The sequence below is a fragment of the Phenylobacterium sp. genome (assembly GCF_030698145.1).
Classification (GTDB): Bacteria; Pseudomonadota; Alphaproteobacteria; order Caulobacterales; family Caulobacteraceae; genus Phenylobacterium.
The window spans coordinates 1-22,934 of sequence record NZ_JAUYNW010000094.1 but is presented as its reverse complement, the minus strand read 5'-3'; the positions used below and the strand labels follow the sequence as shown (position 1 = coordinate 22,934).

Sequence of the window (22,934 nt, the reverse complement as noted above, 5' to 3'; positions counted from 1 at the left end):
TTCCATGGCCAAGGGTCAGAAGAAGAGCAACAAGGAAACCCGGAAACCCAAGACCGCCAAGGTCAAGGCGACGGACGCGCCAAGGTCGTTCCTGACTCCGCCGCCGACCAAGAAATAGCCTGCCATGGCGCGCGAGACGGTGCACCTGGTCCAGGCCTACACGGCCGGACGAGGCCAGGCCCTGAAGTCCGAACCGGCGGTGGCCTGCGCCACCGCCGAGGACGCCCGGCGCAAGGCCGAGCGCCTTTCAACCCTGCGGCTGGGCGTTGTGGCCTATTCCGCCTCGGCCGACACCGAGATGGGCGACTATGACGAGAACCCGGTGATCCTGTTCAGGTCGGGCCGGCTGCCCCCGCCCTTCGACGAACTGTAGCTTGGCCACGGCCTGGGGAACGGATCGTGGTGCTGCGGAGCTGTGGTTCGCTCCAAGAATCAATGATAAGTAGTGATGAATCTTAAACTACTTATAGGTTGCTTTCGCGTCCCCACCGGAAACGCCACATGTTTGGTCGCTCACGCAAAACTGGCGCCTCGACCGACGCGCTTGATACCAAGCGCCGCCTTGAGGGAATCGTCGCCTCGGCGATGGACGGCATCATCACCGTCAACGACTTGCAGATTGTAATCCTGTTCAACCCCGCAGCTGAGCGAATGTTCAGCCTTCCAGCCGAGCAGGCTCTTGGCGAGCACATCTCCAGGTTCATCCCGGAGCGATTCCGTTCGGTGCACGCGGAACATATCCATCTGTTCGCCAAGACCGGCGTGACCAATCGGCAGATGGGATCGCTCGGCGCCATCAGCGGCATGCGTTCGGACGGCACGGAGTTCCCAATCGAGGCGTCGATTTCGCAGGTCGAAGTCGGCGGCGAGCGTCTGGCGACCGTGATTCTGCGCGACATTACGGAACGCAAGGCCGCCGAGGACGCGCTGTTGGAGAGTCGTCGTCGTATGGAGGGCATCGTCGAGTCGGCGATGGACGCCTTGATCACCGTCGACGAGCAGCAGCGGGTCATGCTGTTCAATCCCGCGGCCGAGTTCATGTTCGGCGTCAAGGCGTCAGAGGCGATCGGGTCGCCGATCGAGACCTTCATTCCCGTGCGATTTCGCGCCGGACATGCCGAACACATTCGTCATTTCAGGGACGCGGGAATGACCAACCGCAGGATGGGCGCGCTGGGCGCCATCAGCGGCATGCGGTCCAATGGCGAGGAATTCCCGATCGAGGCGTCGATCTCACAACTCGATATCGGCGGCGTGAAGATCGCTACCGTGATCCTGCGGGACATCACGGAGCGCAAGGCCAATGAGGAAGCGCGCCAACTGCTCGCCAGGGAGGTCGACCACAGGGCCAAGAACGCGCTGGCCGTTGTGCAGGCCCTGGTCAACCTGACCAAGGCACCAACTAAGGAAGCCTTTGTCGCCGCGGTCTGTGGGCGGGTGGCTGCTCTTGGGCGCGCCCACTCGCTCCTGGCGCAAAACCGCTGGGAAGGCGCCAGCCTCGCCCAAGTCGTGGCCGACGAGACATCACCCTACCACAGACCGGGCCAACTGCGGATGCAAGGACCGAACATTGTCCTCGGCCCGCATGCGGTCCAGCCGGTCAGTCTTCTTTTGCATGAACTTGCGACGAACGCGGTCAAGTACGGTGCGTTGTCGGTCGAAGGGGGCGACGTGCAGATCGGCTGGAGGATCCTCCCGACCGGTGACCTGGAACTGAGCTGGATCGAGGCCGGCGGACCAGAGATCAGCGCGCCCGCGTCGCAGGGGTTCGGGTCGACGCTGGTGGCCGAAGTCTCGAGACGCCAGCTAGGTGGGGTTCTCGACATTCGCTGGCCGAAGGAGGGTTTGCAGCTGTCGGTGACCCTCCCGTCGGCCGTCTATCGCCGTGGCGCAGGTATGGATCACTCAGTCACAGATCAGGCGAAAGCGCCACTGCCGATCGGTGCGGTACGCGGCTGCATCCTCGTTGTCGAAGACGAGACGCTCATTGGGATGGAACTTTGCAACAGCCTGATGTCGATGGGCTGGCAGGTGGTCGGCCCTGCGGCGACAATTGAAGAGGCCACTCGGCTCGTCACCGAGACGCCGCATCTGCACGCGGCCATTCTGGACGTCAATCTCGGCGGTACACCGGTCTATCCCCTGGCCGAGCTGCTGCAGGCCCAGCACGTGCCGGTCGTCTTCTGCACGGGCTACGAGAAGCTTGATCATCAGGATCGCTTCCGAAGCTGCCCCGTCATTCGAAAGCCCATCGACGTAGGATTGCTGGATATTGAACTTCGCCGCGCTCAGCCGGTGGCGGCCTAGGTGTCGTGTCCAGCGCTCACCAGTTCTAACGAACCAGCTTCCGTAGCTGGCCGACCGCCCGCTCGGGCGGCGTCCCGTAGCCGATCGGCTCCACGAAGCCGCCGTCCTTGTCGAACAGATAGATCGCCGCGGAATGGTCGACGGTGTAGCCGCCATCGTCGGTGTCGACCTTCCTGTAATAGACACGGTAGGCCTTGGCCGCGGCGGCGACTGCCTCCGGCGACCCGGTGAAGCCCCGGATGCGCGGGTCGAAGTTCGACAGGTAGGTCTTGAGCTGGGCTGGGGTGTCGCGCTCGGGGTCGACCGAGATGAAGACGACGTTCAGCTGGTCGGCGTGGCGGCCCAGGGCCCTCAGCCAATTCGTCAGCTCCGCCATGGTGGTGGGGCAGACCTCCGGGCAGTAGGTGAAGCCGAAGAAGATCGCCGTGGGCTTGCCCTTCAGCGCCTGCTCCGTCACCGGCCGGCCCTCCGTGTCGATCAGCTGGAAAGGGCCGCCGATCTTAATGGCGGACGTGGTGGACTGGACCGCACTGTCCTGCGCCGGGCCGCATGCGGCCAACCCCAGTACGCCGGCCGCCAGGGCCGCGACGAACGCTGCGCGCATCAGCGGTGATCTCCGCCATGGGCCATGGCCGCGTCAGGCGTACGGATTGGCGCGGCGAGGCTCCGCGGGGGCGCCTTCTGGAACCTCAGGGTCAGGGGCAGGGTCTCGCCGGCGGCCAGGGTCTGCTTGGGGCGGATGATCATCAGGTGCTCGCCGCCCGGCGCCAGGCTCACCGCATCGCCGGCCGGCAGGGCCAGGCCGTCCTTAAGCTGGCGCATCCGCATGACCTCGCCGGTCACGTCCATGGTGTGGATCTCGGCATGGTCGGCGGCGGTGGTCTCGACGGCGACCAGGCGGTCGTCGGCGCTGGCGGTCAGGGTGACGTAGCAGCCGCCGGCCATGGCGCCGACCGGCGCGGCGCGGCACCAGGCGTCGGCGACGGTCACGGTGGAGGGGGCTTCCGGCGCGCGGCCGCAGGCGGCGACGAGGACGAGCGGAAGGAGGGCGTACAGGGTCTTCATGGGTCAGGCTCCGGCCTGTGAAATGACGATGGCGCGCGGACGCGCATGCGGGGTCGAGCGGCCGTGAGGGCCGCCGGCTCAGGTCGTCAAGTCAGGAGGTCCGCGTGCGGGCAGGGGCGGGGCGCTGAGGCCGCGGCCGGGCGCCAGGTCGACGAGGGCCGCGACCCGCGCCGGGCGAAAGACCACGAACTCCACCGCCCCGGACGCCAGCGGGCTGGGTGGGGCCGCCCCCGCCCCATGGCCGGCGAAGGCGCAGGGGCTGTCGTGGTCCGGCTGCTTGTCGGACCCGTGGTCGCCCTCGGAGACGGGCGCCGCGATCAGCTTGGCGCCCTGGGCGGTGCAGAGCACCAGCGACAGCGGTGCGCCCTGGGCGGGCGTCATGAAGCCTACCGGAATCAGCACCTTCAGCGCGACCGCCAGGGCCGCCAGCGCCAGGAAGGCGCCGCGCGCGGAGGGCCGGAAGGGGTTGGTCTTGGGGGTCACGGCCCCGCCATAGGCCAAATTGTGGGCGGTGAGGAGCCCCGCCGCCCGCTTATCCGGGCGTCGGCTCGCCCGCGAGGGCCGCGAAGGCGGCGTAAAACACCTCGTCGGGAACCAGGTCCGGCGTCAGGAACCGCTGGAACAGCAGGCCCTCGGTCATGGCGTGGATCACCACGACCAGAATGTCGGCCGGCATGGGCAGGCCGCCGTCGTCGGCCACGGTCGCCAGCCACGCGGCGCCCGAGCTGAAGCTTCGCCCGGTGACCTCGCGCACCTGGGCGCGCAGCTCCTCGTGATTAAGGGTGTGGGCCATGCCTGTCAGGCGGCCAAAGGCGGCGTCGCGCCGCTCGGGGATCACAGCGATGGTCGCTTCCGCCAGGGCGCGCATCTTCTCGGCGAAGCTCGATCCCCGCCGGATCATCGGCTTGATCGGCGCCCAGTAGGCCGTGGCCAGGGCCATGAACAGGTCGTCGCGGTTCTTGAAGTTGCCGTAGATCGCCCCGCTGGTCATGCCGGCGCGCTGGGCCACGTCCTGCAGGGTGGTGCGCTCATAGCCCTTCTCGCGGATCAGCTCGCGGGCGGCCTCCAGGAGGCTGGCGCGGGTGCGCTGGCGCTTGTCGCCCTTCGGCCGGCGGCGGCCCTCGGTGATCGGTTCGGCTGTCATGACGCGAATCTAGATGATTGCTTATTTTGTAGGAAGTACATTTTATAATGAGATAATATTTAATCGTCTTCAGGAACTGAGATGACCGGCAAGGATCCAATCGCGGCGGCCATCGAGGCCTATGTGGACGCCGAGGAGTTCGCCGGCGCAGCCACCCTGGTCTGGCGGGACGGGAAGGTGGTGCAGACCGCAGCCGTTGGCTGGCGGGAAATGGACGCCACGGCTCTGGTCGAGCGCGACACCATTTTCCGCATCGCCTCGATGACCAAGCCGATCACCTCGGCCGCGGCGATGATGCTGTTCGAGGAGGGCGCCTTCGCGCTCGACGATCCCATCTCACGCTGGGCGCCGGAGTTCGCCGCGATGCGCGTCCTGCGCTCGCCTGATGGTCCGCTGGACGAGACCGATCCGGCGGAACGGGAGATCACCTTCGACGACCTGCTGACCCACCGCTCGGGCGTGACCTATGGCGACTTCCACGCCGGCCCCATCGCCAAGGCCTATTTCGCCGCGCTCGGCAGCGACATCGACAGCCCCCTGGCGCCCGACGACTGGATCGCCGCCCTGGCAGGCCTGCCCCTGGTCGACCAGCCCGGCGCGGGCTTCCACTACGGCCACTCCACCCACCTGCTCGGCCTGCTGATCGCACGCATTGAGGGGGCGCCGCTGGGCGAAGTGCTCCAGCGCCGGATCTTCGCGCCCCTGGGCATGAAGGACACCGGCTTCACCGTCCCGGCCGCCAAGCGCGAGCGGCGCGCGCAGATGTACGGCTTCGATGCGGCCGGCCGCCTGTTCCCTCGCCCGCTGGGGACCAAGGACGCCGGCGCCCTGCTGGCCGAGCGGCCGGACGACATGGCCAATGTCTCCGGCGGCGGGGGGCTGTGGTCGACCCTGGACGACTATCTCGCCTTCGCGCGGATGTTCGTGGGCGAGGGCGCCGTGGACGGCGTGCGGCTGCTGGCGCCGGAAACCCTGGCTCTGATGACCTCCAATCGATTGACCGACGATCAACGCGCCAAGGGGGAGAACTTTGGTCTGCCGCTCTTCACCGCCCACGGATTCGGCCTGGGCGTCGCCGTGGTGATGGACCCTGAAAACGCCGCGGTGACCCGCTGCAGGGGCGGCGTCGGCACGGTGGGCTGGCCGGGCGCCTATGGCGGCTGGTGGCAGGCCGATCCCACCGATGGCTCGGTGATGATCTTCCTGGCCCACAACATCTTCGAGTTGGAGCAACTGGCCCAGGGCGTCGGTCTCGGAGTCTACGGCGCGATCACCCAGTTCCACGCCCTGGCCTCGGCCCCGCAGCGCCGTCGATACTGAGCATGCTAGGGCGAACCTGCGCGCAGCGAGCCCTGGGCGCCTCTAGCGGCCCAGGGCTCTAGCGCGCCGCCATTGGGACCACGGCGCTGCGGCGATGGGCTCGTCCGCCTCTCCACAGCAACAGTTCGTCGATAGGCCGTCCAGCGAACTCACCCGCGGCACGAACGTCGCGCGGGGATGGGCCGGGGGTCTGAGGCGCCGTCCGGTCAGTTCGGGGTCTTCAGCAGCGCTTTGCACCTCGAGGTCAGCTGGCCTCGCTCGCCAGGTCGGGTGTCGAAGTTGCGCCACGACTCCGTCGCAGGAACGAGAGGCCTGCGAGGCCAGCTAGACCCAATCCAACCAGGAGGAGGCTACGGGTGCGATGACGTGGCCGCACGGCGAAACGGTGGAACAGGCGCCCGTCGACCGCCCACCAGGCTCCGGAGGGTTTGTGGAAGCCGTGGCGCGCATACGAGGCCGCGGCGGATCTTCCGAGGTCGGCGGCGTCGGAGGCGCTGCGAGCACTGGCCACCACCTCTGTCAGCGGCTTGGTCGCCTTCGGATCGGTGGCGAGATCCCAGGTCTCGCGCACCAGGCTGTAGCCCAGGCCCAAGGCATGATGCGCCGCGATTGCGGGCCTATGGCGCAGGAAGCGGTCGATCTGCGCCATGCGCGCCTTCCAGTCTCCTCGAGTTGATCCTGGTCTAGCTCGTATCGCCTCGACCCGTCATGCGTGTCGCGATACGTCCCGGGTTCAACGCGTGAGCACCTCATATGGCCTTCATCGACATTTCCGGCGCGTCCGGCGTCAACTACCGCTTTCGGCTCTGGCCGGACGGAACCGCTCATCTCCCCATCGCCGGCAATTTCGTCGTGGTGCTGGGAGGGCCCGACCGGGTCGTGGTGATCGGCATGACCAACGACCTGTCGCAGGCGCGTTCGGCGACCAAGGCCAACGGGGAGGCCCACGTCTACACCCGACTAAACGTGGCGCGGGCGACGCGGGAGGCGGAGCACGCCGACCTGGTGGCGCGCTATCCCAAGGCTCGGGTCGTTGAGGAGGAAGGCTGAGGGCGGGCATGAGGGGAGGTCGCAACTTGATCAATGACAATGCGGAGCGCGCGCCGCCCCCGTAGTCTCAGCCCTAAGATTTGGGGCTTCCGCTGCATGACCGCCGCCGTCCACCTCGCCGGGTTGTCGTTCGGTCCTGCATCAAGCCTCGTGCGCGTGCGGTTCTTTGGCCGAATCTCTGATGTCTGCGGCCCATCGATCGAAGTTGCCATTCTGAGGCCCGGCACGGCGGCTTCCGGGATAACCGGCAGGTAGACCGCCACCCGGTCGCCCTTGCCCACGCGGTGGCCTTTGAGGACGTTGCCCGTCCGGCAGACCTCGGCGTGCAGCTCGGCATAGGTGATCCGGCGCGACAGGGCTGGGTCGTCGGCCTCCCAGATCAGCGCCGTCTGGTCGGCGCGCGCCGGCAGGTGGCGGTCGACGCAGTTGACGCAGGCGTTAACCACCCCATCGGCAAACCAGCAGATGCGGAAGTCCTCGCGGCGGAAGCTGACGTCCTTCACGGTCGTGAACGGGACCATCCAGTCGAGTCGCTGGGCGGCCTCGCCCCAGAAGCGGTCGGGGTTCCTCTCGGGCGGCCAGGACGGCGTGCGCGTAGGCGGCGGGGCCCATGGTCAGAGCGCCGTCTTCAGGGTGGCGACCGCGCGGGACTTGAAGAGGTCGCCGCGACCGTGGACGCCGGTGTCGTGATAGCGCAGGTCGACCACGACGCGGCCGAAGGCCCGGCCCGTGCCCCAGTAGTCCGGCGTCCAGGCGACCGCTGCGCCCAGGCGCGCACCGGCCGCAACCGGGACGCTGGCGCCGGCCTTGAACTCGACGGTGTCGATGTCGATGTGGCGCGACTGATTCACGTAGCCGTAGCGGACCACTCCGAAGTCCAGGTCGACGCCGGCCAGCTTGGGCTTCCAGCCCGCGTAGATGTCGTACTCGGCGTCGATGGAGTTGCCGAAGTCGACGTTCTCCGCCCCGGCGCCGGCGGAGAGCTGGCCAGCGGTCAGGTTCAGGGCGGCGAAGGCGAACGGCTTGGAGTCGGACTGGCTCACGCCGCGGAAGACGTAGTCGCTGGCCCCGCCGACGGTGGCGGAGAGCTTCTGGGCCTGGGCGGTCAGGTCCGCCCAGAGCAGGATCGAGGCGGGGGTCTGCTCGGCCGGCTTCAGCACCACGCAATTGCCGGCGGCCAGGGCTGAGCGATAGCGGCGTCCCTTATTCGACCAGGCGCGCGACCTCGCCGAGCAGGCGAACCAGGCGAAGTCGCCCTTCCTTGCCAACATGAGCCACGAAATTCGCACACCTCTCAACGGTGTGCTGGGCATGGCCCAGGCGATGGCGGCCGAGGCGCTGCCACAAGTGCAGGGCGAACGGCTGGCGGTCAGGGAAGGTGGTCGTGTTCCGGCGTTTGACGGCAATCGCCAAGCCTGAAATGTTTTCCCGCGGGCAAGGGCACAGGCTGCGCCTCTGGGGGAGACACGTGGAAGTCAGTCCAACGAGGGCATGGATACCACTGCTCGCAGGCGTCCGGGGCGCAGGTGCGCTTGTGCTCGGTGGGCTGGATCTGGACACCTTGCTCAGCCGGTCGCTCGTGGCGCCTGATGCGACCCACGTCACCTCCGACCAGCACACCCTGCTGATGCTCAACAGCATCGATATGACCGGGGACGAAGCTCACGCCCTTGGGGCCGGGCGTCTGAACCACGGTTTCGCTTCCCTGGGCCTTCGGACCATGCTCAGCACCTCGGCCCTGGGGCCCGCCCTCGAGGTGCTCGCCCGCTATTTTGCGACCTGTTCTTCGGTGTTCCGTATGCGCATCGAGCCGCGCGGCGATTTCGTGGAAATCTCCCTTCGTGCGGAAGGTCGCGACGAGGCGCGCTGCGAGGTGCTCGAGGAGATTTGGTTCAACGCGCTCTACGCCTTCATGTGCTGGTTCGTAGGGCGACGGCTGCCGGTGATGGCCGCCACCGTCGCTCGGCTCGACGATCCCCTGGTGCAGCGGGTCTACTGGGCCACCAACGCGCCCCTGTCTCGTGGGGAGACGAGCTCTCTCCTGTTGCCCCGCGCCTGTCTCCAGTGGCGGCGGCTGGTGGAGGACGTCGAGGAGCCGGTGTGGGAGGCTCTCCGCTTCTGGATGGACGACGATGTCGGGCCGCATGCTCAGGCGGGCCTTCGCTCCGTCTTCAGCCGGTTCGAGACGCCGGCCAGAACGAGGTTGGATGAGGCCTTCTACGATCATGGCGTCGGCGACCGCCAGATGAGCCGCCGCATCAAGGCCGAGTACGGTGCGACCTTCCGCGACCTTCGGGGCGATGCGCTGGTCGACGTCGCCACGCGGATGCTGCAGACGACTGACGTGCCGATTGATGAGATCGGAGCCCAGCTTGGTTATGCTGAGGAACGCAGTTTCCGGCGCTTCCTGCGCAATCGCGCGGGGCAAACACCTGCTCAGATTCGGCGGGCCGGAGCTCGGGCTCCGCGCACCCCGGATGAGGCGGTGAGATCACGAATTCACGCCCTGACGCGCAAGATGGAGCTCTAGGCCCGGCGCCGATGTCCGAATTGGTCCCCCCTGGGCGTCTTCTCCTGACCTTCTAGTCGGCGGCTCGCGACGGTTAGGTCCCCCCAACGAGAAAACTGGGGAAACGTCGTCGTGCAAGCCAAGTCCACACTCATTCCGCAGGGCGCATGGCGCCCGAGTCTTCACCTGTCGGCGCTGCTGGCCTCGAGCTGCCTCGCCGGCGTGGCCGCGGCCCAGGAGGCGCCCTCGGCGGTCGACGAGGTGATCGTCACCGCGCAGCGCCGCTCGGAGTCCGTGCAGCAGGTCCCGGCTGCGATCACCGCCGTCAACCAGGCGATCATGCAGCAACGCGGCATCACCGATGTCAGCACGCTGCAGTTCGCGGTCCCGAGCCTGACCCTGGGCCGGAGCCTGGGGGTCACCCAGATCGCCATCCGCGGCGTGGGGCGCAGCGTCGGCCAGCCGGGTGTCGCCATCAACATCGACGGGGTCTACCAGCCGCGCAACACCCCCATGGTGGTCGGTCAGTCCGACCTGGACAGGGTCGAGGTGCTCCGAGGGCCGCAGGGAACCCTCTACGGCCGCAACGCCAATGGCGGCGCAGTGAACTTCATCACCCAGGCGCCCACCGCCGAGTTCGGCGGTTACGTCCAAGCCAGCTACGCCACCTATGACGAGTATCGCTTCCAAAGCGCCCTTAACCTGCCGATCAACGATCGGGTTCGTACCCGGTTGGCCGTCGACTATGACCGGCGCGAAACCGGCTTCGTGAAGAATGTCGCCGGCGGAGCCGATCTCGACACCGTCGACACCCTGGCCGGCCGCCTGCGCGTGGGCGTCGACTTGACCGACAACCTCGACCTGGACCTGAACTTCAACGCCTTCCGCGGAGGCGGGGCGGGCGACTATTATGTGCTTACCAGCCCGCCGAGCGCGGCCGGCGTGGCGCTCAATCCCTATATCGTCAACGCCAATGTGCCGCTTCAGTACTGGCGGACCAGCGCCAAGGGGCCCACGGACAGCGAAAGGGATTTCTCCTCCCTCAGCGCCACCCTGAACTGGCGGCTCAACGGATTCGATCTGAAGTCGATTACCGCCTACCAGCGGATGGACAACAAGTGGGACATGGACCGGGATGGTGTGGATCTCGCGGTGGTCGACGCCCACGCCGACGAGAACTCCAGCACCTTTTCCCAGGAGGTCGACATCTCCGGCACGACCGGCCCATTCGATTGGGTGGGCGGGCTCTACTACATGAACGACAAGCATGCTCAGACGACCTACTACGCCTTCAAGCTGGGCTTCACCCCCCTGCCGCCGAACTTCTACCTGGTCCAGAACATGCCCAGGTATCAAACCGAGGCCTATGCCGGTTTCGGCGACGTCACCTGGCGGCTCAGCGATCGGCTCCGCCTGATCGGGGGACTGCGCTACTCGAGTGACAAGACGACGGTCATCCACCGCAACTATGTCGGCAGCATGCTCACGGGGGCGGCGCTTTTGGAGACCTGTCCGATCCAGCGCGACGAGCTGGAATGGGACTCCCTGACCTATCGGCTGGGCGGCCAGTACGAGCTGTCCGACAACAAGAACATCTATGCGACCACCTCAACGGGCTTCAAATCGGGCGGCGTCAACTTCTCGGGCTGCAACAACGCCTTCAATCCGGAGGACATCACCTCCTACGAGGGCGGCTTCAAGGGACGGTTCCTCGACAATCGGCTGACTCTGAACGCCTCGGCGTTCTGGTACGACTATTCCGATTTCCAGCTCTCCCAGGTGGTGGGGATCTCCGGGAGGATCACCAACGCGGCCTCCGCCCGGGTCAAGGGGCTTGAACTGGAGACTGTCTGGAGCCCGGACGATCACTGGTCGCTCAACGGCAGCCTTGCGCTGCTCGAGGCGACGTTCGGCTCCTTCACCAATACCGATTCCCTGAACGCGGCCTTGGGCCCTCAGAACCTCAAGGGTCGCTATCTCGCCAACTCGCCGAAGGTCTCCGGAAACATCGGCGTCGCCTATCGGACCGACGAAACCGAGTCTGGCCGCGTTACAGCGCGCGCGGACATCACGGCGCGATCCAAGATCTACTTCCGGGAGTTCAATCGTCCGGAAGAATCCCAAGCCGCCTATGCGATCGTCAACGCCAACCTGATCTGGGACAGCCCAGACCAAGCCTATCGGGTGAGGGTGTTTGCCAATAATCTGTTCGACAAGGGCTACTGGACCTCGATGCTCGCCGTTGATGGGTTTGGAGCTCGCGCAGGGTCGTTCGGGACCCCGCGTCAGGTGGGCGTCGAGCTGCGGGCGCAATTCTGATGGCACCCGCTAGAGGGCCTTCAGGCCGTGATTGGTTGGGATTTGCAGCCTTCGGTCTGGGCATGTTCCTAGCTGCGGGTGCGTCGGCGGCCTCGCCACCGGCAATCTGCGAGGCTCTGCTGGGGCAAACCGTTGCGGCCGACCAGATCGGCCTGCCCACCAGGGGCGCCCGTGTGATCTCGGCCAAGATGGTCAGGGCCCGCGCCGCGCGTGGTCGGGCGACGCCGGCGTACTGCGAGGTGCGCGGCGCCATTGATCCGGTGGATGACGCCGCGCCGCAGATCCGCTTCGCGCTCGACCTTCCCGTGGCTTGGAACCACAAGGCCCTGATGATGGGCGGCGGCGGCTTCGACGGGGTGATCCCTGACACCGGCGGTCCAATGCTGGGCGAGCCGTTCGACCAGGTGGTTCCGCCATTGCTGCGGGGCTACGCGGTCTTCGCCAGCGACTCCGGACACCAGGCGGTTCCCGGCGCCGCGCCTATTCCCGCCGTCGACGCCGCCTTTGCGGTGAATGACGAGGCCCTGGCCAATTTCGGCGGGGCGGCCCTGAAGAAGACCCGCGATGTCGCCATCAAGCTTATGGCGCGGGCCTACGGCCAGACCCCGGACCGCACCTATTTCGCGGGCGGCTCCAACGGTGGTCGTGAGGGGTTGCTGGTGGCCCAGCGGTGGCCCGATGACTTCGATGGCGTCATCGTCGCCTTTCCCTTCTGGAACGCCGGTACGACGGCCCTGACGTTTGGGTCCGTGATGAACGGCTTCGCCGCGCCCGGCGCCTATCTGCCGCCGGCCGGGCAGGCCCTCCTGTTCGACGCTGTCATGGCCAGGTGCGACGGCCTCGATGGTCTCAAGGACGGCCTGATCGCCAATGTCGACGCGTGCGACTTTGACCCTTCCGTGCTCAGGTGTGCTGGACCGGCGAAAGACACCTGCCTGTCGGATCCACAGATCTTGGCCCTGCGCAGGTACGACGCGAAGATCAGCTACCCGTATCGGACGCGGGGGCGGGAGACGTCCTATCCAGGGTTTCCGGTGTTCGCCGGGGCGGATCTGCGCGGTGACCAGCAGATGGCCTCGACGCTGCCCGCTCACCCCGCCGTCGCCACCATGCCGGTCATCGCCCATTTCTGGGATCAATTCGCACGCTTCGTCATCGCCCGGGATGCCGGTTTCAATCCCTTGGCGCTCGATCCAGAGCACCCCGGACGTCGCGTTGGCCGGATCAACCAGGTGGTCGATCTCCTGGACGCCGATTCGGTGGATCTCACCCGGTTCAAGGCCCGAGGCGGAAGACTGATCCTCTATCATGGTCTTGCCGATCCCATCGTCAGTCCCAGGTCTACGGTGGCCTATTGGAAACGGCTTCAGGCGGCGATGGGGACCGACGCTGTCGGAGGGTTCGCCAGGTTCTACGTCATTCCTGGTTATGGGCACGGCCCGGCCGGCCTGAGTGCCTTCAACCCTGCCTGGGACGCGCTAGGCGTGCTTGAGGCGTGGGCTGAGGAGGGCGTCTCGCCCGGTCCACAGACCATCGCCGATGTCGGCCCCCAGGCCCGGAGCCGGCCGCTCTGCGAATATGGAACATGGCCGCGCTACGATGGGCGGGGCGATCCGATGCTAGCCAGCAGCTTCTCGTGTGTCGTGGGGATGTAGGCGGTCCCGCTCATGGGTCTGAGGATCTGGGGCGCCGTCACACGCGAAGGTCGGCTTGCCGGTGCTGCTGCAATGTCGGCTGCTGGCGCCAAACGGACCCTATGGCGCTGGCCGCCCATCGCTCTCGTTGCCGCCAGGCGGGTTCGGTTCTCGCGCAGCCCGCCGTCGCGCGCCGATCGCGTGCAGGTCCTCCGGCCGGATATGCGTGTAGCGCTGTAGCATCTTCCAGTCCCTGTGACCGGTAACCAGCGAGACCTCGGGGATTTCGTACTCTGCCTCGAACAGCCGGCTGGTCGCCTCGTGCCTCAGGTCGTGGAAGTGGAGGTCGTCGATACGGAGATCCCGGCAGGCCCCGGCGGAAAGAGGTGCCGGCGGAGCGACTGTTGTAGGGGAAGATGCGGCCCTTCCGGTGGCCGAGATGCCGCGCCTGCTCCTCAATGAGTTCCCACGCATCGTAGCCGCTGATGTTGAGGAGCGGGATGTTCTGGTGATTGCCACGCTTGTTGCGCGGGTCCTTGCGGTCGCGGATCAGAAGCATCCTGTGCCGCTCGTCCAGGTCGTCCCAGACTACCCGGCAGATCTCTTCCTGGCGCATGGCGGTCGCGATGGCGAATTTGATGATGCGGCCCATGGGGATCGTCGAGCTGTTCAGGCTGCGGAAGTGCTCAATCAGCCGCTCGATCTCTGTCTTCGTCGGGCGTCGGTCGCGCTCGACGCCCTTACCCACGAGGCCGTACATGCGAAGCGCGATCCGCGCGAGGTCGACCGGCTCAGGCGAGTAAGGTAGGCCATGGACCGCTGCGCCATAGGCCAGCAGCGTCCGGATGTAGCCAAGGTCGATGCCCAGCGTCATGCCGCCGGCGCCCTCTCGCGCCCTGGCCTTGCCGAACGCGATCAGCGTCTCCCGGTCGAGGTCCGCCAGCCGGACCTTGCCCAGCCGCCGCTTGAGGAAGTCCATGCTGTAGGCTTTCGACCGGCCGGGCGCCTTGCCGACAATCTTCATGTCGCTGACATGGAGATTGATCAGGTCGCCGAAGGTCTGGATGCCCTCCAGCTTGCGTGGAATCGGCTTGCGCCCCACGTCCAGATCGCGCTCCACGCGCCGGGCCCAGGCTTCGGCATCTTTGCGCAGGCTAAAGGTCTCGCTTAGGTATCGTCCCTTACGACGGACTTGGACGCGCCAGCGACCGGACTTCTGTTTTACGATGGTGGCCATTTTTTGCGTGCAGAACGGGTGCAGTGAGCGATCGAAGTCTGGCGGATCGGGTCGCAGAAGGTCGTAAAATCGGTGGCCAGCACGTCGAACTAGGATGTTGAAACATAGCGATAATCCATTGAAAACACAACATCATTTACTTAGTATAGCACCCATGATGGACTGGACGGACCGGCATTGCCGGGTCCTGCACCGGACCCTGACGGCCCGCGCCCTGCTCTATACGGAGATGCTCACCACCGGGGCGATCCTGCATGGGGATCGCGCGAGGCTGCTGGCCTATGACGCTGTTGAGCATCCCGTGGCCTTGCAGCTGGGCGGGTCCGATCCGGCCGACCTCGTGGAGGCCGCCCGCATCGGCGAGGCCGAGGGCTATGACGAGATCAACCTCAATGTCGGCTGTCCCTCCGACCGGGTGCAGAGCGGGCGGTTCGGGGCCTGCCTGATGCGCGAGCCCGAGCTGGTGGCTGAGTGCATGGCCGCCATGGGCGCGGCGGTGAAGGTTCCGGTGACCGTCAAATGCCGCATCGGGGTCGACGACCAGTCGCCGGAGCAGAGCCTGTTCGAACTGGTCGACCTCTGCGCCAAGGCCGGGGTGACCACCTTCGTCGTCCATGCCCGCAAGGCCTTGCTCAAGGGCCTGTCGCCCAAGGAGAACCGGGATGTGCCGCCGTTGGACTATCCCCTGGTCCACAGGCTGAAGCGCGAGCGCCCCGCGCTGACCATCGCCATCAATGGCGGGATCGGTTCGCTGGACGAGGCGCTCGGCCACCTGGAGGTCATGGATGGCGTAATGCTGGGCCGCGCGGCCTATCACACGCCCGACCTGCTGGGTCAGGTGGATCGTCGGGTGTTCGGGGTCGGCGAGGATGTCGACGCCTTCCAGGCCGTGGAGCTCTATCGCGGCTATCTGGCGGGGGAGCTGACCAAGGGAACCCACCTGGCGGCCATGACCCGCCACATGCTGGGCCTGTTCCACGGCATGCCGGGCGCGCGGACCTGGCGGCGGATCCTCACCGTCGAGGGCGTCAAACCGGGCGCGGGTCTGGAGGTCGTCGACGCGGCGCTGGCCGCGGTCCTACGGGCGCAGGATGAGCGCCGTCTTCGTGGCCTCGAAACGGGAGAGGCGGCCTAGATAGGTCATGCCCAGCAGCGAGGTCTCGAGACCCTTCTCGATGACCAGGGCGTCGACGTCGGACACCTGGGCGCCGGCGATGGAGACGCTGCCCAGCTTGACGGCCGCGGCGCGGGTCTGGCCCGAGGCGGTGACCACCTTGTAGGCGTAGTCCAGCTTGGCGGTGTCGAAGCCCAGGCGCTTGGCGTCCTCGAGGGTGAGCGCCACGGCGCTGGCGCCGGTGTCGACCAGGAACCGCACACGCGAGCCGTTGACGTCGGCCTCGGCCCAATAGTGGCCGTCGGCGCCCTTGGCGATGGAGGCGGCCGCGCCCTCGGCGGCCATGCTGGGAGCGATGGCCACGGCGGCGCGCAGTTCGGGCACGTCGTTCTTGCGGTCGAACGAAACCAGGGCTTCGGCGGCCCCGACCGCTGAAACCGCGCCTATCAGGGCTAGCACCGCCAGTCTGATCATCTCGAAATCCGCTCTTCGGCCAGTCCGGGCCGTTCTCGGCCAGGGGCGAAGATTAGGCGGGTGGGGTTTGCAAGCCGTGAATCGAACCTTGCCGAATTGCTAACCGTGTTCGGTGAGCCGGCTCAGCCGAACATGGCCAGCTTTTCCGGCCGGATGCGGCTTCGGCGCGATGCCAGCTCGTCCATGATCGCGGCCCGCTCGTCGTCGCTGAGCTTGGCCCAGCCGGCGACCTCCGAGAGCTTGCGGTAGCAGCCCATGCAGAGGCCGCTCTCGCCGTCGACGACGCAGACCTTGATGCAGGGGGTCTTGATGGGGGCGGGGGGGCGGAGCGGCAGGTCGGTCATGTCAGGGAATAGCGTAGGTCACAGTGGCCTGCGCCGCCAGCCGGTCCTGGCTCTCGGTCCAGAGCCGGATGTCGCAGACCGCGCTGCGCCGCCCCAGCCGCAGCAGCAGGGCCTCGGCGTGGATCGGGCCGGGCTTGGCGCCGCGCAGGAAGTTCATCACCAGGCTGCTGGTCACCGCCATCAGCTCGTCGCCCACATGGCAGAGCACCAGGGCGTAGGCGGCGGTGTCGGCCAGGCTCATCAGGTTGGGACCCGAGATCAGGCCGCCGGGACGCAGCATGCCCTCGTGATAGGGCGCGACCGTGTGGACTCGACCGGGCTCGACTTCGGTGACCGTCGGGAAGACCAGGTCGGAGGCCTGCGGGAAGGCCCGCCGCAGCAGGGCGTTCACGGCGGCGGCGTCGAGCTTGATTTCAGGGATCATACCTAAATGATTGCGTCTGCGTCGGTCCGTTGCAACCGTTTCGTGTTACTTTGGTTACTATACTGTATCATTACTAATATTTTATCGGACATTACTGAATATGTACAGAATTTCATTTGAGGATATCCGGGTCGGAGAACAGATTTCCCGCAGAGTTCATTGGGAGTTTCGCCATGCGACTGATCACGATCGCCTTCGTTGCCACCTGCGTCCTCGGCGCGGCCGGGACGGCCGCCGCTTCCGTCAGCGACGTGGAGTATCTGAAGGCCAACCGATGCCGCGGCCTGGCGGCCGGGGAGCTGGCCAGTGTGGACACCACCGCCTTGGACGCCTTTCTGAAGGCCGAGAAGCGCTCCCGCGCCGCCTACATCGTCGATCGCGGCCGCACCGAGATGGAAAAGGCCAAGGGTGAGACCAAGACCCAGAACGAGGAGCGCAAGGCGCGCCTCACCGCCGAACTCACCGGACCCTGCCAGGTCTACAAGGGCTGACCGCCCCCGGCCCGGCCCTGTCGACATCCCCCTTGAAGCGCCCGGTCCCCCACCGGGCGCTCTTTTTTCGTCATTTGCCGCTGGCCTTGGCGCGGTCCGGAACCCACCTTGGCCATGCGCTTTGAGTGAGCGTTGTTGACTGGGAGGACGCTGCGTCGGCCATGAGCGTTCTGAGACCCGGCGAGACCTGTTGGCGCAAGGCCCACGCCGGGCGCGCGGCCTTCCTGATCGACACCGAGGCCTATTTCACCGCCGTCTACGAAGCCCTGCGCAAGGCGAAGCGCTCGGTGCTGCTGCTCGGCTGGGGGTTCGATCCGCGGACACGGCTGTTCCCGGACGGCAAGGAGGGGCATGATGATCCCGACGAGGTGGGGCGCACCCTGGTGGAACTGGCCCGCGCGCGGCCCGACCTCGACATCCGCCTGCTGATCTGGAAGTCGGCCCTGCCCGTCGCCATCAGCCAGGAATTCTTCCCCCACAAGGCCCGCAAGTGGTTCGAGGGCACGGGAGTCAAGTTCGAGCTGGACGATCAGGTGCCCTTCGGCGCCTGCCATCACCAGAAGGTGCTGGTGATCGACGACGCCCTGGCCTTCTGTGGCGGCGGTGACATCGGCGTCGACCGCTGGGACACGGCGGGCCATCTCGACATCGAGCCACGCCGGATCATGCCCGACCAGGAATGCCACGCCCCGCGCCACGAGGTGATGGCCATGGTCGACGGTGAGGCGGCCGCGGCGTTCGGCGACCTGGCCCGGGCGCGCTGGTGGCGCGCCACCGGCGAGGTGCTCGCCCCGCCGGCGGGTGCGGCGGAGTCGGATCCCTGGCCGGTCCACATCCCGGCCCATCTGCGCGACGTCCAGGTCGCCATCGCCCGCACCGAGCCTGGCTGGAAGGGCCGGCCGGCGGTCGAGGAGATCCGCAGCCTGACCCTGCTGTCCATCGCCGCGGCGAAGTCCACGATCTATCTGGAGAACCAGTACTTCACCGCCCCCTCCATCGCCGAGGCCCTGGCCGTGCGGCTGGCCGAGCCCGACGGCCCCGAGGTGGTGCTGATCTCCACCGGCCAGAGCCCCAGCTGGTTCGACCAGCTCACCATGGACCGCGCGCGGTCCAGCATGCTCTGGCGGCTGCAGGCGGCCGACATCTTCGGACGGTTCCGGGCCTGGTATCCGACCACCCGGGCGGGGACCAAGATCATCGTCCACTCCAAGGTCACGGTGATCGACGACACCCTGGTGCGGATCGGTTCGGCCAACCTCAACAACCGCTCGGGCGGTTTCGACACCGAGGCGGAGCTCGGCGTCGAGGTCGACCAGGACCACGACCGGCTGGTGGTCAGCGCCTTCCGTGACCGGCTGGTCGGCCATTTCCTTGGCCACACCGGCGACGCCGTGGCCAAGGCCCGCGCCGAACGCGGGAGCCTGATCGGCGCCGTGGAGTCCCTGAACAAGGAAGGCCGGCTGACCCCCATCGCGCCCAAGAGGCTGTCGACCCTGGGGGAGGTGATCGCCACCTATCACCTGGGCGACCCGGCCAATGTCAGCGACAGTTGGCGCGCGTCCCGCCGCCGCGACCGGCTCTACGCCACCATCCGCTCCGAGCCGCGGATCAAACTAGGCTGAAATCCATCACCAGGGGCAGGTGGTCGGAGGCGGTTCGGGTCAGGGGCTCGAACGGCGCGGTCACGCTCTCCACCAAGATTTCAGGGCTCACGAAGATGTGGTCGATGCGCAGCACCGGCAGGCCGGAGGGGAAGGTGGAGGTCGACGCCTTGCGCCGCGCCAGCCGCCGCGCCGGCTCCAGCTTGGCGTGCAGGGTGCGGTAGACCACCGAGGTCGCCGTGGCGTTGAAGTCCCCCAGCAGGATGGTCGGCCCTTGGCGTTCCGGATGGTCCAGCCAGCCGGGGCCGGCCAGGGCGCGGGCCTGGATCTGCTGCTCCTTGGGCACCAGACCCAGGTGGGTGTTGAGGATGTGCACCTCGCGGCCCTCGATCTCCACCGCCAGCCACAGGGCGCCCCGCGGCTCGAGCCGCGGGATCGCCGGATGGCCGGGCAGGGGGCCGGAGCGCACCAGTCGCTCGGGATAGGCGGTCAGGATCGCGTCGCCGTACAGCTCCTCCTCCACGCGCAGGGCCGGGTGGAAATGGAAGGCCATCTTCAGGCGCCGAGCGATCTCATGAGCCTGGTCGACCCCGCCGGTCCGCGCGCGGCCGACGTCCAGCTCCTGCAGGGCGACGATGTCGGGCTCCAGCCGGGCGATCACCTCGGCGACCCGCCCGACATCCAGCCGGCGGTCGGTGCCGACGCAGCGATGGACGTTGTAGGTGAGGATGCGCGGCATGGATCGCCAGGGATGCACGCCTCGCGTCACCGGCGCAATCGCTCCAACGGCTGGCGCGGGCGGAAGGTTCGCGGCAAAGTCGGCGAAACGATGAGGAGTTCGCGATGTTCTTGGCTCTGACGATGGCGGCGGCGCTGCAGGCTACGGCGCCGGTTCCGATGCAGGCGGTCCAGGTCTCCGTGGCGGGCAGCGTCAACGGGCGCGTGGTGCTCGACTGCGAACGGCGGGCGGAAGGCGTGCTGGACCAATGCGTCGCCACCAGCGAGCTGCCGGCCAAGCGTGGCTTCGGCAAGGCGGCGCTCGGCCTGGTGGCCAAGATGAAGCTGGCCGCCGGCAGCCCCGGGCGGGTCAGCATCCCGATCACCTTCACCGCCGAGGAGGAGCCGGAGGACCTGCTGCGCCACCCGGAATGGATCACCAAGCCGGTGGGCGACGACTATTCGCTCGCCTTCCCACCCCAGGCCAAGACCGGCGGGCAGGGCGACCTCAACTGCATCGCCGCCGACGACGGCCGCCTGAAGGACTGCATCGTCACCGACGTCGCGCCCCTGGGGGTCGGCTACGCCGAAGGCATCCTCATGCTGGCCCCCCGCTACCGCATGGCGCTTGAGGACAAGGACGGCGAGCCCGTCGCCGGCCGCCCGATCAAGATCCCCGTCCGCTTCGTCCTGGAATGAGGCCGTCGCCAGGTCTGACGGCGCTCGCCCTGTCGGCGATGCTGATCGCGGCCACGCCGGCCCCGGCGCAGCAGGGCCACGCGACCGTGGACTGCAAGGTCGGCGAGGGCGGCCGGCTCACCGGCTGCGTGCTCGTGTCGGAAACGCCGATGGGCCGGGGTGTCGGCGCCTTCGCCCTGCGGCTGGTGAAGAACTATCGTGTCCCGCCCAACGACCGGAGGATCCGGAAGGGCCGGATCGTCATCCCGATGACGTTCAAAATGCCCGGCTGAGCCACTATCGGATGACGCTTACCTAAGGGTCATCTTCACATCGTCGCACGGCGCGCGTATGGTCGCGCCAACGCAATACACTGTAAATGTTCGAGCCGGAGCGTGACAGCCTGAAGTGGATACCGGTTCAGGCAGCCGTCACGCTCTAAACTTTTGAAGATAGACCATTTTCATCCGGGCAGATTCTATCTGACCCGGAAAGGGTCTAGGGAGCCGCGCCATGGACCTCGACTTTTCCCCCGAAGACGCCGCCTTCCGTCAGGAGGCCCGCACCTTCATCGCCGAGAACTACCCCAAGGCCCTGCGCGAGAAACAGGAACGCGGCGAGGACCTGGGCAAGGAGGACTTCCTGTCCTGGCACCGCATCCTGGCCTCCAAGGGCTGGTCGGCCCCGTCCTGGCCCAAGGAGTTCGGCGGCACCGAGTGGACCCCCACCCAGAAGTACATCTGGTCCGAGGAACAGGCCCGCGCCGACACCATCGGCATCCTGCCGTTCGGCGTCGCCATGCTGGCGCCGGTGATCTACACCTTCGGCACCCAGGAGCAGAAAGAGAAGTTCCTGCCGGGCATCCGCGACGGCAAGGTGTGGTGGTGCCAGGGCTATTCCGAGCCCGGCGCCGGCTCCGACCTGGCCAGCCTCAAGTGCAAGGCCGAGCGCATCACCGGCGACGACGGCAAGGAATACTACCTGGTCAACGGCCAAAAGACGTGGACGACGCTCGGCCAGCACGCCGACTGGGGCTTCTTCCTGGTCCGCACCGACCCCAATTCCAAGCCGCAGGCCGGCATCTCCTTCCTGCTGATCGACATGACGTCCCCGGGCATCGAGGTCCGCCGGATCACGACGCTGGAGGGCGGTCACGAGGTCAACGACGTCTTCCTCGACAATGTGAAGGTCCCGGTCGAGAACCGCATCTTCCACGAGAACCAGGGCTGGACCTGCGCCAAGGCGCTGCTGGCCCACGAGCGCTCGGGCATCGCCGGGGTGGCGCGCTCCAAGCGCGGCCTGGAGCGGGTGCGCGAGATCGCCTCCACCGAGCTGTCGGACACCGGCGGCCCGCTGCTGGCCGACCCCTTCTTCAAGCGCAAGGTGGCCGAGCTCGAGATCGACCTGACGGCGCTGGAGTTCACCGAGCTGCGCACCCTGGCCGGCGAGCACAGCGGCAAGGGCCCCGGCCTGGAGACCTCGATTCTGTAGATCATGGGCACCGAGTTCCAGCACCGCCTGCACGAGCTGGCCCTGGAAGCCGTGGGCCATTACGGCGCGCCCTATCTGCGCGACCTGGGCCACAACGCCAACGTCGGCCCCGGCTACGCCGACGGCCTGGCCGGCGACTATTTCAACGGCCGCAAGACCTCGATCTACGGCGGCTCCAACGAAATCCAGCGCAACATCATCGCCAAGATGGTGCTGGGCCTCTAAGCCACATTCTGAATAATTGTCTTAAGCCCGCTCCGGCCTGCAGCCGGGGCGGGAAACGTCACGGGGAAACCAGATGGATTTCAGCTTCACCGAAGAACAGTCGATGCTGCGCGACACCGTCGCGAGCTATCTGGCCGACCATTACAGCTTCGAACAGCGCCGCGACGCGCTGAAGACCGAGGCCGGCTGGCGGCCCGCGGTCTGGAAGGCCTTCGCCGAGGAACTCGGCATCCTGGGCGCGCCGTTCTCGGAAGAGCTGGGCGGCCTGGGCGGCGGCTCCACCGACAACATGGTCGTCATGGAAGAGTTCGGCAAAACCCTGGTGGTCGAGCCCTATCTCGGCACCGTAGTGATCGGCGGCGGCTTCCTGAAGCACTCCGGCCACTCCGGCGCGGCCGACATCATCGCCCAGATCATCGCCGGGACCACCACCATCGCCTTCGCCGCGGCCGAGCCGCAGGCGCGCTATAGCTGGCAGGACCTGAAGACCACCGCCAAGAAGGACGGCTCCGGCTGGACGCTCAACGGCGCCAAGGCCGTGGTCATCGGCGCCCCCTGGGCCACCCACCTGATCGTCACCGCCCGCACCGGCGGCGGCCAGCGCGACGAGAGCGGCGTCTCGGTGTTCATCGTCGAGAAGGGCGCCAAGGGCGTGGTCACCCGTGACTATCCCACGGTCGACGGCCAACGCGCCTCGGAAGTCTATTTCGAGAACGTCTCGGTCGGCGCCGACGCGCTGATCGGCGCGGAAGGCGCGGGCCTGCCGCTGGTCAACAAGGTGCTCGACGAG

At 67.1% G+C, this 22,934-nt stretch carries 26 protein-coding genes and 4 pseudogenes; 16 read left to right on the top strand and 14 right to left on the bottom strand.

Annotated features, from left to right (window positions below):
* The first annotated feature begins 4 nt into the window (after nucleotides 1–4).
* The 3 genes from Q8Q77_RS20735 to Q8Q77_RS14485 all read left to right on the top strand — a co-directional run bounded on the left by Q8Q77_RS20735 (nucleotide 5) and on the right by Q8Q77_RS14485 (nucleotide 2,307).
* Nucleotides 5–118, top strand: coding sequence for a hypothetical protein (locus Q8Q77_RS20735; RefSeq protein WP_371130460.1), 114 nt, complete (start codon nucleotides 5–7; stop codon nucleotides 116–118).
* 6 nt (nucleotides 119–124) lie between these two features.
* On the top strand, nucleotides 125–373 hold the full coding sequence (locus tag Q8Q77_RS14490) for a hypothetical protein (RefSeq protein WP_254833970.1): 249 nt from the start codon (nucleotides 125–127) through the stop codon (nucleotides 371–373).
* Nucleotides 374–501: 128 nt separating this feature from the next.
* Nucleotides 502–2,307 carry a PAS domain S-box protein gene (locus Q8Q77_RS14485; RefSeq protein WP_305584325.1) on the top strand — a complete coding sequence of 602 codons (1,806 nt, stop codon included), beginning with the start codon at nucleotides 502–504 and terminating at the stop codon, nucleotides 2,305–2,307.
* Between the two features lie 25 nt (nucleotides 2,308–2,332).
* Here the strand turns inward: Q8Q77_RS14485 and Q8Q77_RS14480 are convergent, their stop codons facing one another.
* The 4 genes from Q8Q77_RS14480 to Q8Q77_RS14465 all read right to left on the bottom strand — a co-directional run bounded on the left by Q8Q77_RS14480 (nucleotide 2,333) and on the right by Q8Q77_RS14465 (nucleotide 4,516).
* Nucleotides 2,333–2,911 carry an SCO family protein gene (locus Q8Q77_RS14480; RefSeq protein ID WP_305584324.1) on the bottom strand — a complete coding sequence of 193 codons (579 nt, stop codon included), beginning with the start codon at nucleotides 2,909–2,911 and terminating at the stop codon, nucleotides 2,333–2,335.
* On the bottom strand, nucleotides 2,911–3,372 hold the full coding sequence (locus tag Q8Q77_RS14475; RefSeq protein ID WP_305584323.1) for a copper chaperone PCu(A)C: 462 nt from the start codon (nucleotides 3,370–3,372) through the stop codon (nucleotides 2,911–2,913). Before Q8Q77_RS14475 ends, Q8Q77_RS14480 begins: the two co-directional genes overlap by 1 nt.
* Before the next feature lie 78 nt (nucleotides 3,373–3,450).
* Entirely contained in the window at nucleotides 3,451–3,855 is a 405-nt protein-coding gene (locus tag Q8Q77_RS14470; RefSeq protein ID WP_305584322.1) for a hypothetical protein, read from the bottom strand.
* 49 nt (nucleotides 3,856–3,904) lie between these two features.
* Nucleotides 3,905–4,516 carry a TetR/AcrR family transcriptional regulator gene (locus Q8Q77_RS14465; RefSeq protein ID WP_305584321.1) on the bottom strand — a complete coding sequence of 204 codons (612 nt, stop codon included), beginning with the start codon at nucleotides 4,514–4,516 and terminating at the stop codon, nucleotides 3,905–3,907.
* Between the two features lie 81 nt (nucleotides 4,517–4,597).
* Between Q8Q77_RS14465 and Q8Q77_RS14460 the strand changes: the two genes are divergently transcribed.
* Entirely contained in the window at nucleotides 4,598–5,836 is a 1,239-nt protein-coding gene (locus Q8Q77_RS14460; RefSeq protein WP_305584320.1) for a serine hydrolase, read from the top strand.
* Between the two features lie 244 nt (nucleotides 5,837–6,080).
* Here the strand turns inward: Q8Q77_RS14460 and Q8Q77_RS14455 are convergent, their stop codons facing one another.
* Nucleotides 6,081–6,485: a hypothetical protein gene (locus Q8Q77_RS14455; RefSeq protein WP_305584319.1), complete on the bottom strand. Its 405-nt coding sequence runs from the start codon at nucleotides 6,483–6,485 to the stop codon at nucleotides 6,081–6,083.
* 104 nt (nucleotides 6,486–6,589) lie between these two features.
* Here Q8Q77_RS14455 and Q8Q77_RS14450 point away from each other — a divergent pair, with 104 nt between their 5' ends.
* The gene (locus tag Q8Q77_RS14450; protein ID WP_305584318.1) at nucleotides 6,590–6,886 is read left to right on the top strand and encodes a hypothetical protein; all 297 of its coding nucleotides are present in this window, start codon (nucleotides 6,590–6,592) and stop codon (nucleotides 6,884–6,886) included.
* On the opposite strand, the gene Q8Q77_RS14445 is transcribed toward Q8Q77_RS14450, so the two are convergent.
* The 3 genes and pseudogenes from Q8Q77_RS14445 to Q8Q77_RS14435 all read right to left on the bottom strand — a co-directional run.
* On the bottom strand, nucleotides 6,850–7,407 hold the full coding sequence (locus Q8Q77_RS14445; protein ID WP_305584317.1) for an AMP-binding protein: 558 nt from the start codon (nucleotides 7,405–7,407) through the stop codon (nucleotides 6,850–6,852). The two genes, Q8Q77_RS14450 and Q8Q77_RS14445, sit on opposite strands and share 37 nt — an antisense overlap.
* Nucleotides 7,408–7,500: 93 nt before the next feature.
* Nucleotides 7,501–7,995: a TorF family putative porin gene (locus Q8Q77_RS14440; protein WP_305584396.1), complete on the bottom strand. Its 495-nt coding sequence runs from the start codon at nucleotides 7,993–7,995 to the stop codon at nucleotides 7,501–7,503.
* Nucleotides 7,993–8,070: pseudogene (locus Q8Q77_RS14435) on the bottom strand (aldehyde dehydrogenase family protein); the annotation flags it as partial. The pseudogene Q8Q77_RS14435 and the gene Q8Q77_RS14440, both read right to left, overlap by 3 nt.
* A 28-nt stretch (nucleotides 8,071–8,098) precedes the next feature.
* Here Q8Q77_RS14435 and Q8Q77_RS14430 point away from each other — a divergent pair.
* The 4 genes and pseudogenes from Q8Q77_RS14430 to Q8Q77_RS14415 all read left to right on the top strand — a co-directional run.
* Nucleotides 8,099–8,263 (top strand): annotated as a pseudogene (locus tag Q8Q77_RS14430) (histidine kinase dimerization/phospho-acceptor domain-containing protein); the annotation flags it as partial.
* 157 nt (nucleotides 8,264–8,420) lie between these two features.
* A complete protein-coding gene (locus Q8Q77_RS14425; protein ID WP_305584316.1) occupies nucleotides 8,421–9,416 on the top strand; it encodes an AraC family transcriptional regulator in 996 nt (331 codons plus the stop codon).
* A gap of 111 nt (nucleotides 9,417–9,527) precedes the next feature.
* Nucleotides 9,528–11,714 (top strand): TonB-dependent receptor, encoded by a 2,187-nt coding sequence (locus Q8Q77_RS14420; RefSeq protein ID WP_305584314.1) that lies wholly within the window; start codon nucleotides 9,528–9,530, stop codon nucleotides 11,712–11,714.
* Nucleotides 11,715–11,776: 62 nt separating this feature from the next.
* Nucleotides 11,777–13,369 carry a tannase/feruloyl esterase family alpha/beta hydrolase gene (locus Q8Q77_RS14415; RefSeq protein WP_305584313.1) on the top strand — a complete coding sequence of 531 codons (1,593 nt, stop codon included), beginning with the start codon at nucleotides 11,777–11,779 and terminating at the stop codon, nucleotides 13,367–13,369.
* A gap of 99 nt (nucleotides 13,370–13,468) precedes the next feature.
* On the opposite strand, the gene Q8Q77_RS14410 is transcribed toward Q8Q77_RS14415, so the two are convergent.
* Nucleotides 13,469–13,822: a tyrosine-type recombinase/integrase gene (locus Q8Q77_RS14410; RefSeq protein WP_305584395.1), complete on the bottom strand. Its 354-nt coding sequence runs from the start codon at nucleotides 13,820–13,822 to the stop codon at nucleotides 13,469–13,471.
* A 34-nt stretch (nucleotides 13,823–13,856) separates the two neighbouring features.
* Nucleotides 13,857–14,108 (bottom strand): annotated as a pseudogene (locus Q8Q77_RS14405) (tyrosine-type recombinase/integrase); the annotation flags it as partial.
* A gap of 571 nt (nucleotides 14,109–14,679) precedes the next feature.
* Between Q8Q77_RS14405 and dusA the strand changes: the two are divergent.
* Nucleotides 14,680–15,720, top strand: a complete 1,041-nt coding sequence (gene dusA / locus Q8Q77_RS14400; RefSeq protein ID WP_305584312.1) for a tRNA dihydrouridine(20/20a) synthase DusA — start codon at nucleotides 14,680–14,682, stop codon at nucleotides 15,718–15,720.
* On the opposite strand, the gene Q8Q77_RS14395 is transcribed toward dusA, so the two are convergent.
* The 3 genes from Q8Q77_RS14395 to Q8Q77_RS14385 all read right to left on the bottom strand — a co-directional run bounded on the left by Q8Q77_RS14395 (nucleotide 15,664) and on the right by Q8Q77_RS14385 (nucleotide 16,941).
* Nucleotides 15,664–16,173, bottom strand: a complete 510-nt coding sequence (locus Q8Q77_RS14395; protein WP_305584311.1) for a TIGR02281 family clan AA aspartic protease — start codon at nucleotides 16,171–16,173, stop codon at nucleotides 15,664–15,666. The two genes, dusA and Q8Q77_RS14395, sit on opposite strands and share 57 nt — an antisense overlap.
* Nucleotides 16,174–16,295: 122 nt before the next feature.
* Nucleotides 16,296–16,517: a DUF1289 domain-containing protein gene (locus tag Q8Q77_RS14390; RefSeq protein WP_305584310.1), complete on the bottom strand. Its 222-nt coding sequence runs from the start codon at nucleotides 16,515–16,517 to the stop codon at nucleotides 16,296–16,298.
* 1 nt (nucleotide 16,518) lies between these two features.
* Entirely contained in the window at nucleotides 16,519–16,941 is a 423-nt protein-coding gene (locus tag Q8Q77_RS14385) for a PaaI family thioesterase (RefSeq protein ID WP_305584309.1), read from the bottom strand.
* A 173-nt stretch (nucleotides 16,942–17,114) separates the two neighbouring features.
* Between Q8Q77_RS14385 and Q8Q77_RS14380 the strand changes: the two genes are divergently transcribed.
* Nucleotides 17,115–17,432, top strand: coding sequence for a hypothetical protein (locus Q8Q77_RS14380; protein WP_305584308.1), 318 nt, complete (start codon nucleotides 17,115–17,117; stop codon nucleotides 17,430–17,432).
* Nucleotides 17,433–17,593: 161 nt separating this feature from the next.
* Entirely contained in the window at nucleotides 17,594–19,054 is a 1,461-nt protein-coding gene (locus Q8Q77_RS14375) for a phospholipase D-like domain-containing protein (RefSeq protein WP_305584307.1), read from the top strand.
* Here Q8Q77_RS14375 and Q8Q77_RS14370 read toward each other — a convergent pair.
* Nucleotides 19,041–19,772, bottom strand: coding sequence for an endonuclease/exonuclease/phosphatase family protein (locus Q8Q77_RS14370; RefSeq protein WP_305584306.1), 732 nt, complete (start codon nucleotides 19,770–19,772; stop codon nucleotides 19,041–19,043). The two genes, Q8Q77_RS14375 and Q8Q77_RS14370, sit on opposite strands and share 14 nt — an antisense overlap.
* 104 nt (nucleotides 19,773–19,876) lie before the next feature.
* On the opposite strand from Q8Q77_RS14370, the gene Q8Q77_RS14365 reads away from it, so the two are divergent.
* The 4 genes and pseudogenes from Q8Q77_RS14365 to Q8Q77_RS14350 all read left to right on the top strand — a co-directional run.
* On the top strand, nucleotides 19,877–20,449 hold the full coding sequence (locus Q8Q77_RS14365) for a hypothetical protein (RefSeq protein ID WP_305584305.1): 573 nt from the start codon (nucleotides 19,877–19,879) through the stop codon (nucleotides 20,447–20,449).
* The gene (locus Q8Q77_RS14360; protein ID WP_305584304.1) at nucleotides 20,446–20,721 is read left to right on the top strand and encodes a TonB family protein; all 276 of its coding nucleotides are present in this window, start codon (nucleotides 20,446–20,448) and stop codon (nucleotides 20,719–20,721) included. The genes Q8Q77_RS14365 and Q8Q77_RS14360 overlap by 4 nt, the downstream gene beginning before the upstream one ends.
* A gap of 220 nt (nucleotides 20,722–20,941) precedes the next feature.
* A pseudogene (locus Q8Q77_RS14355) lies at nucleotides 20,942–22,144 on the top strand (acyl-CoA dehydrogenase family protein).
* A gap of 73 nt (nucleotides 22,145–22,217) precedes the next feature.
* Nucleotides 22,218–22,934, top strand: a 717-nt coding sequence (locus Q8Q77_RS14350; protein WP_305584303.1) for an acyl-CoA dehydrogenase family protein, incomplete at its 3' end; no start/stop codon positions are given.

What these genes read in the sequence shown, in the direction of transcription:
- Q8Q77_RS14390 (WP_305584310.1), bottom strand. Translation starts at nt 16,517, where the DNA reads ATGACCGACCTGCCGCTCCGCCCCCCCGCCCCCATCAAGACCCCCTGC.
- Q8Q77_RS14485 (WP_305584325.1), top strand. Translation starts at nt 502, where the DNA reads ATGTTTGGTCGCTCACGCAAAACTGGCGCCTCGACCGACGCGCTTGAT.
- Q8Q77_RS14380 (WP_305584308.1), top strand. Translation starts at nt 17,115, where the DNA reads ATGCGACTGATCACGATCGCCTTCGTTGCCACCTGCGTCCTCGGCGCG.
- Q8Q77_RS14385 (WP_305584309.1), bottom strand. Translation starts at nt 16,941, where the DNA reads ATGATCCCTGAAATCAAGCTCGACGCCGCCGCCGTGAACGCCCTGCTG.
- Q8Q77_RS14370 (WP_305584306.1), bottom strand. Translation starts at nt 19,772, where the DNA reads ATGCCGCGCATCCTCACCTACAACGTCCATCGCTGCGTCGGCACCGAC.
- Q8Q77_RS14460 (WP_305584320.1), top strand. Translation starts at nt 4,598, where the DNA reads ATGACCGGCAAGGATCCAATCGCGGCGGCCATCGAGGCCTATGTGGAC.
- Q8Q77_RS14455 (WP_305584319.1), bottom strand. Translation starts at nt 6,485, where the DNA reads ATGGCGCAGATCGACCGCTTCCTGCGCCATAGGCCCGCAATCGCGGCG.
- Q8Q77_RS14360 (WP_305584304.1), top strand. Translation starts at nt 20,446, where the DNA reads ATGAGGCCGTCGCCAGGTCTGACGGCGCTCGCCCTGTCGGCGATGCTG.
- Q8Q77_RS14490 (WP_254833970.1), top strand. Translation starts at nt 125, where the DNA reads ATGGCGCGCGAGACGGTGCACCTGGTCCAGGCCTACACGGCCGGACGA.
- Q8Q77_RS14465 (WP_305584321.1), bottom strand. Translation starts at nt 4,516, where the DNA reads ATGACAGCCGAACCGATCACCGAGGGCCGCCGCCGGCCGAAGGGCGAC.
- Q8Q77_RS20735 (WP_371130460.1), top strand. Translation starts at nt 5, where the DNA reads ATGGCCAAGGGTCAGAAGAAGAGCAACAAGGAAACCCGGAAACCCAAG.
- Q8Q77_RS14395 (WP_305584311.1), bottom strand. Translation starts at nt 16,173, where the DNA reads ATGATCAGACTGGCGGTGCTAGCCCTGATAGGCGCGGTTTCAGCGGTC.
- Q8Q77_RS14415 (WP_305584313.1), top strand. Translation starts at nt 11,777, where the DNA reads ATGTTCCTAGCTGCGGGTGCGTCGGCGGCCTCGCCACCGGCAATCTGC.
- dusA (WP_305584312.1), top strand. Translation starts at nt 14,680, where the DNA reads ATGTTGAAACATAGCGATAATCCATTGAAAACACAACATCATTTACTT.
- Q8Q77_RS14410 (WP_305584395.1), bottom strand. Translation starts at nt 13,822, where the DNA reads ATGCGTGGGAACTCATTGAGGAGCAGGCGCGGCATCTCGGCCACCGGA.
- Q8Q77_RS14480 (WP_305584324.1), bottom strand. Translation starts at nt 2,911, where the DNA reads ATGCGCGCAGCGTTCGTCGCGGCCCTGGCGGCCGGCGTACTGGGGTTG.
- Q8Q77_RS14450 (WP_305584318.1), top strand. Translation starts at nt 6,590, where the DNA reads ATGGCCTTCATCGACATTTCCGGCGCGTCCGGCGTCAACTACCGCTTT.
- Q8Q77_RS14475 (WP_305584323.1), bottom strand. Translation starts at nt 3,372, where the DNA reads ATGAAGACCCTGTACGCCCTCCTTCCGCTCGTCCTCGTCGCCGCCTGC.
- Q8Q77_RS14445 (WP_305584317.1), bottom strand. Translation starts at nt 7,407, where the DNA reads ATGGTCCCGTTCACGACCGTGAAGGACGTCAGCTTCCGCCGCGAGGAC.
- Q8Q77_RS14365 (WP_305584305.1), top strand. Translation starts at nt 19,877, where the DNA reads ATGTTCTTGGCTCTGACGATGGCGGCGGCGCTGCAGGCTACGGCGCCG.
- Q8Q77_RS14375 (WP_305584307.1), top strand. Translation starts at nt 17,594, where the DNA reads ATGAGCGTTCTGAGACCCGGCGAGACCTGTTGGCGCAAGGCCCACGCC.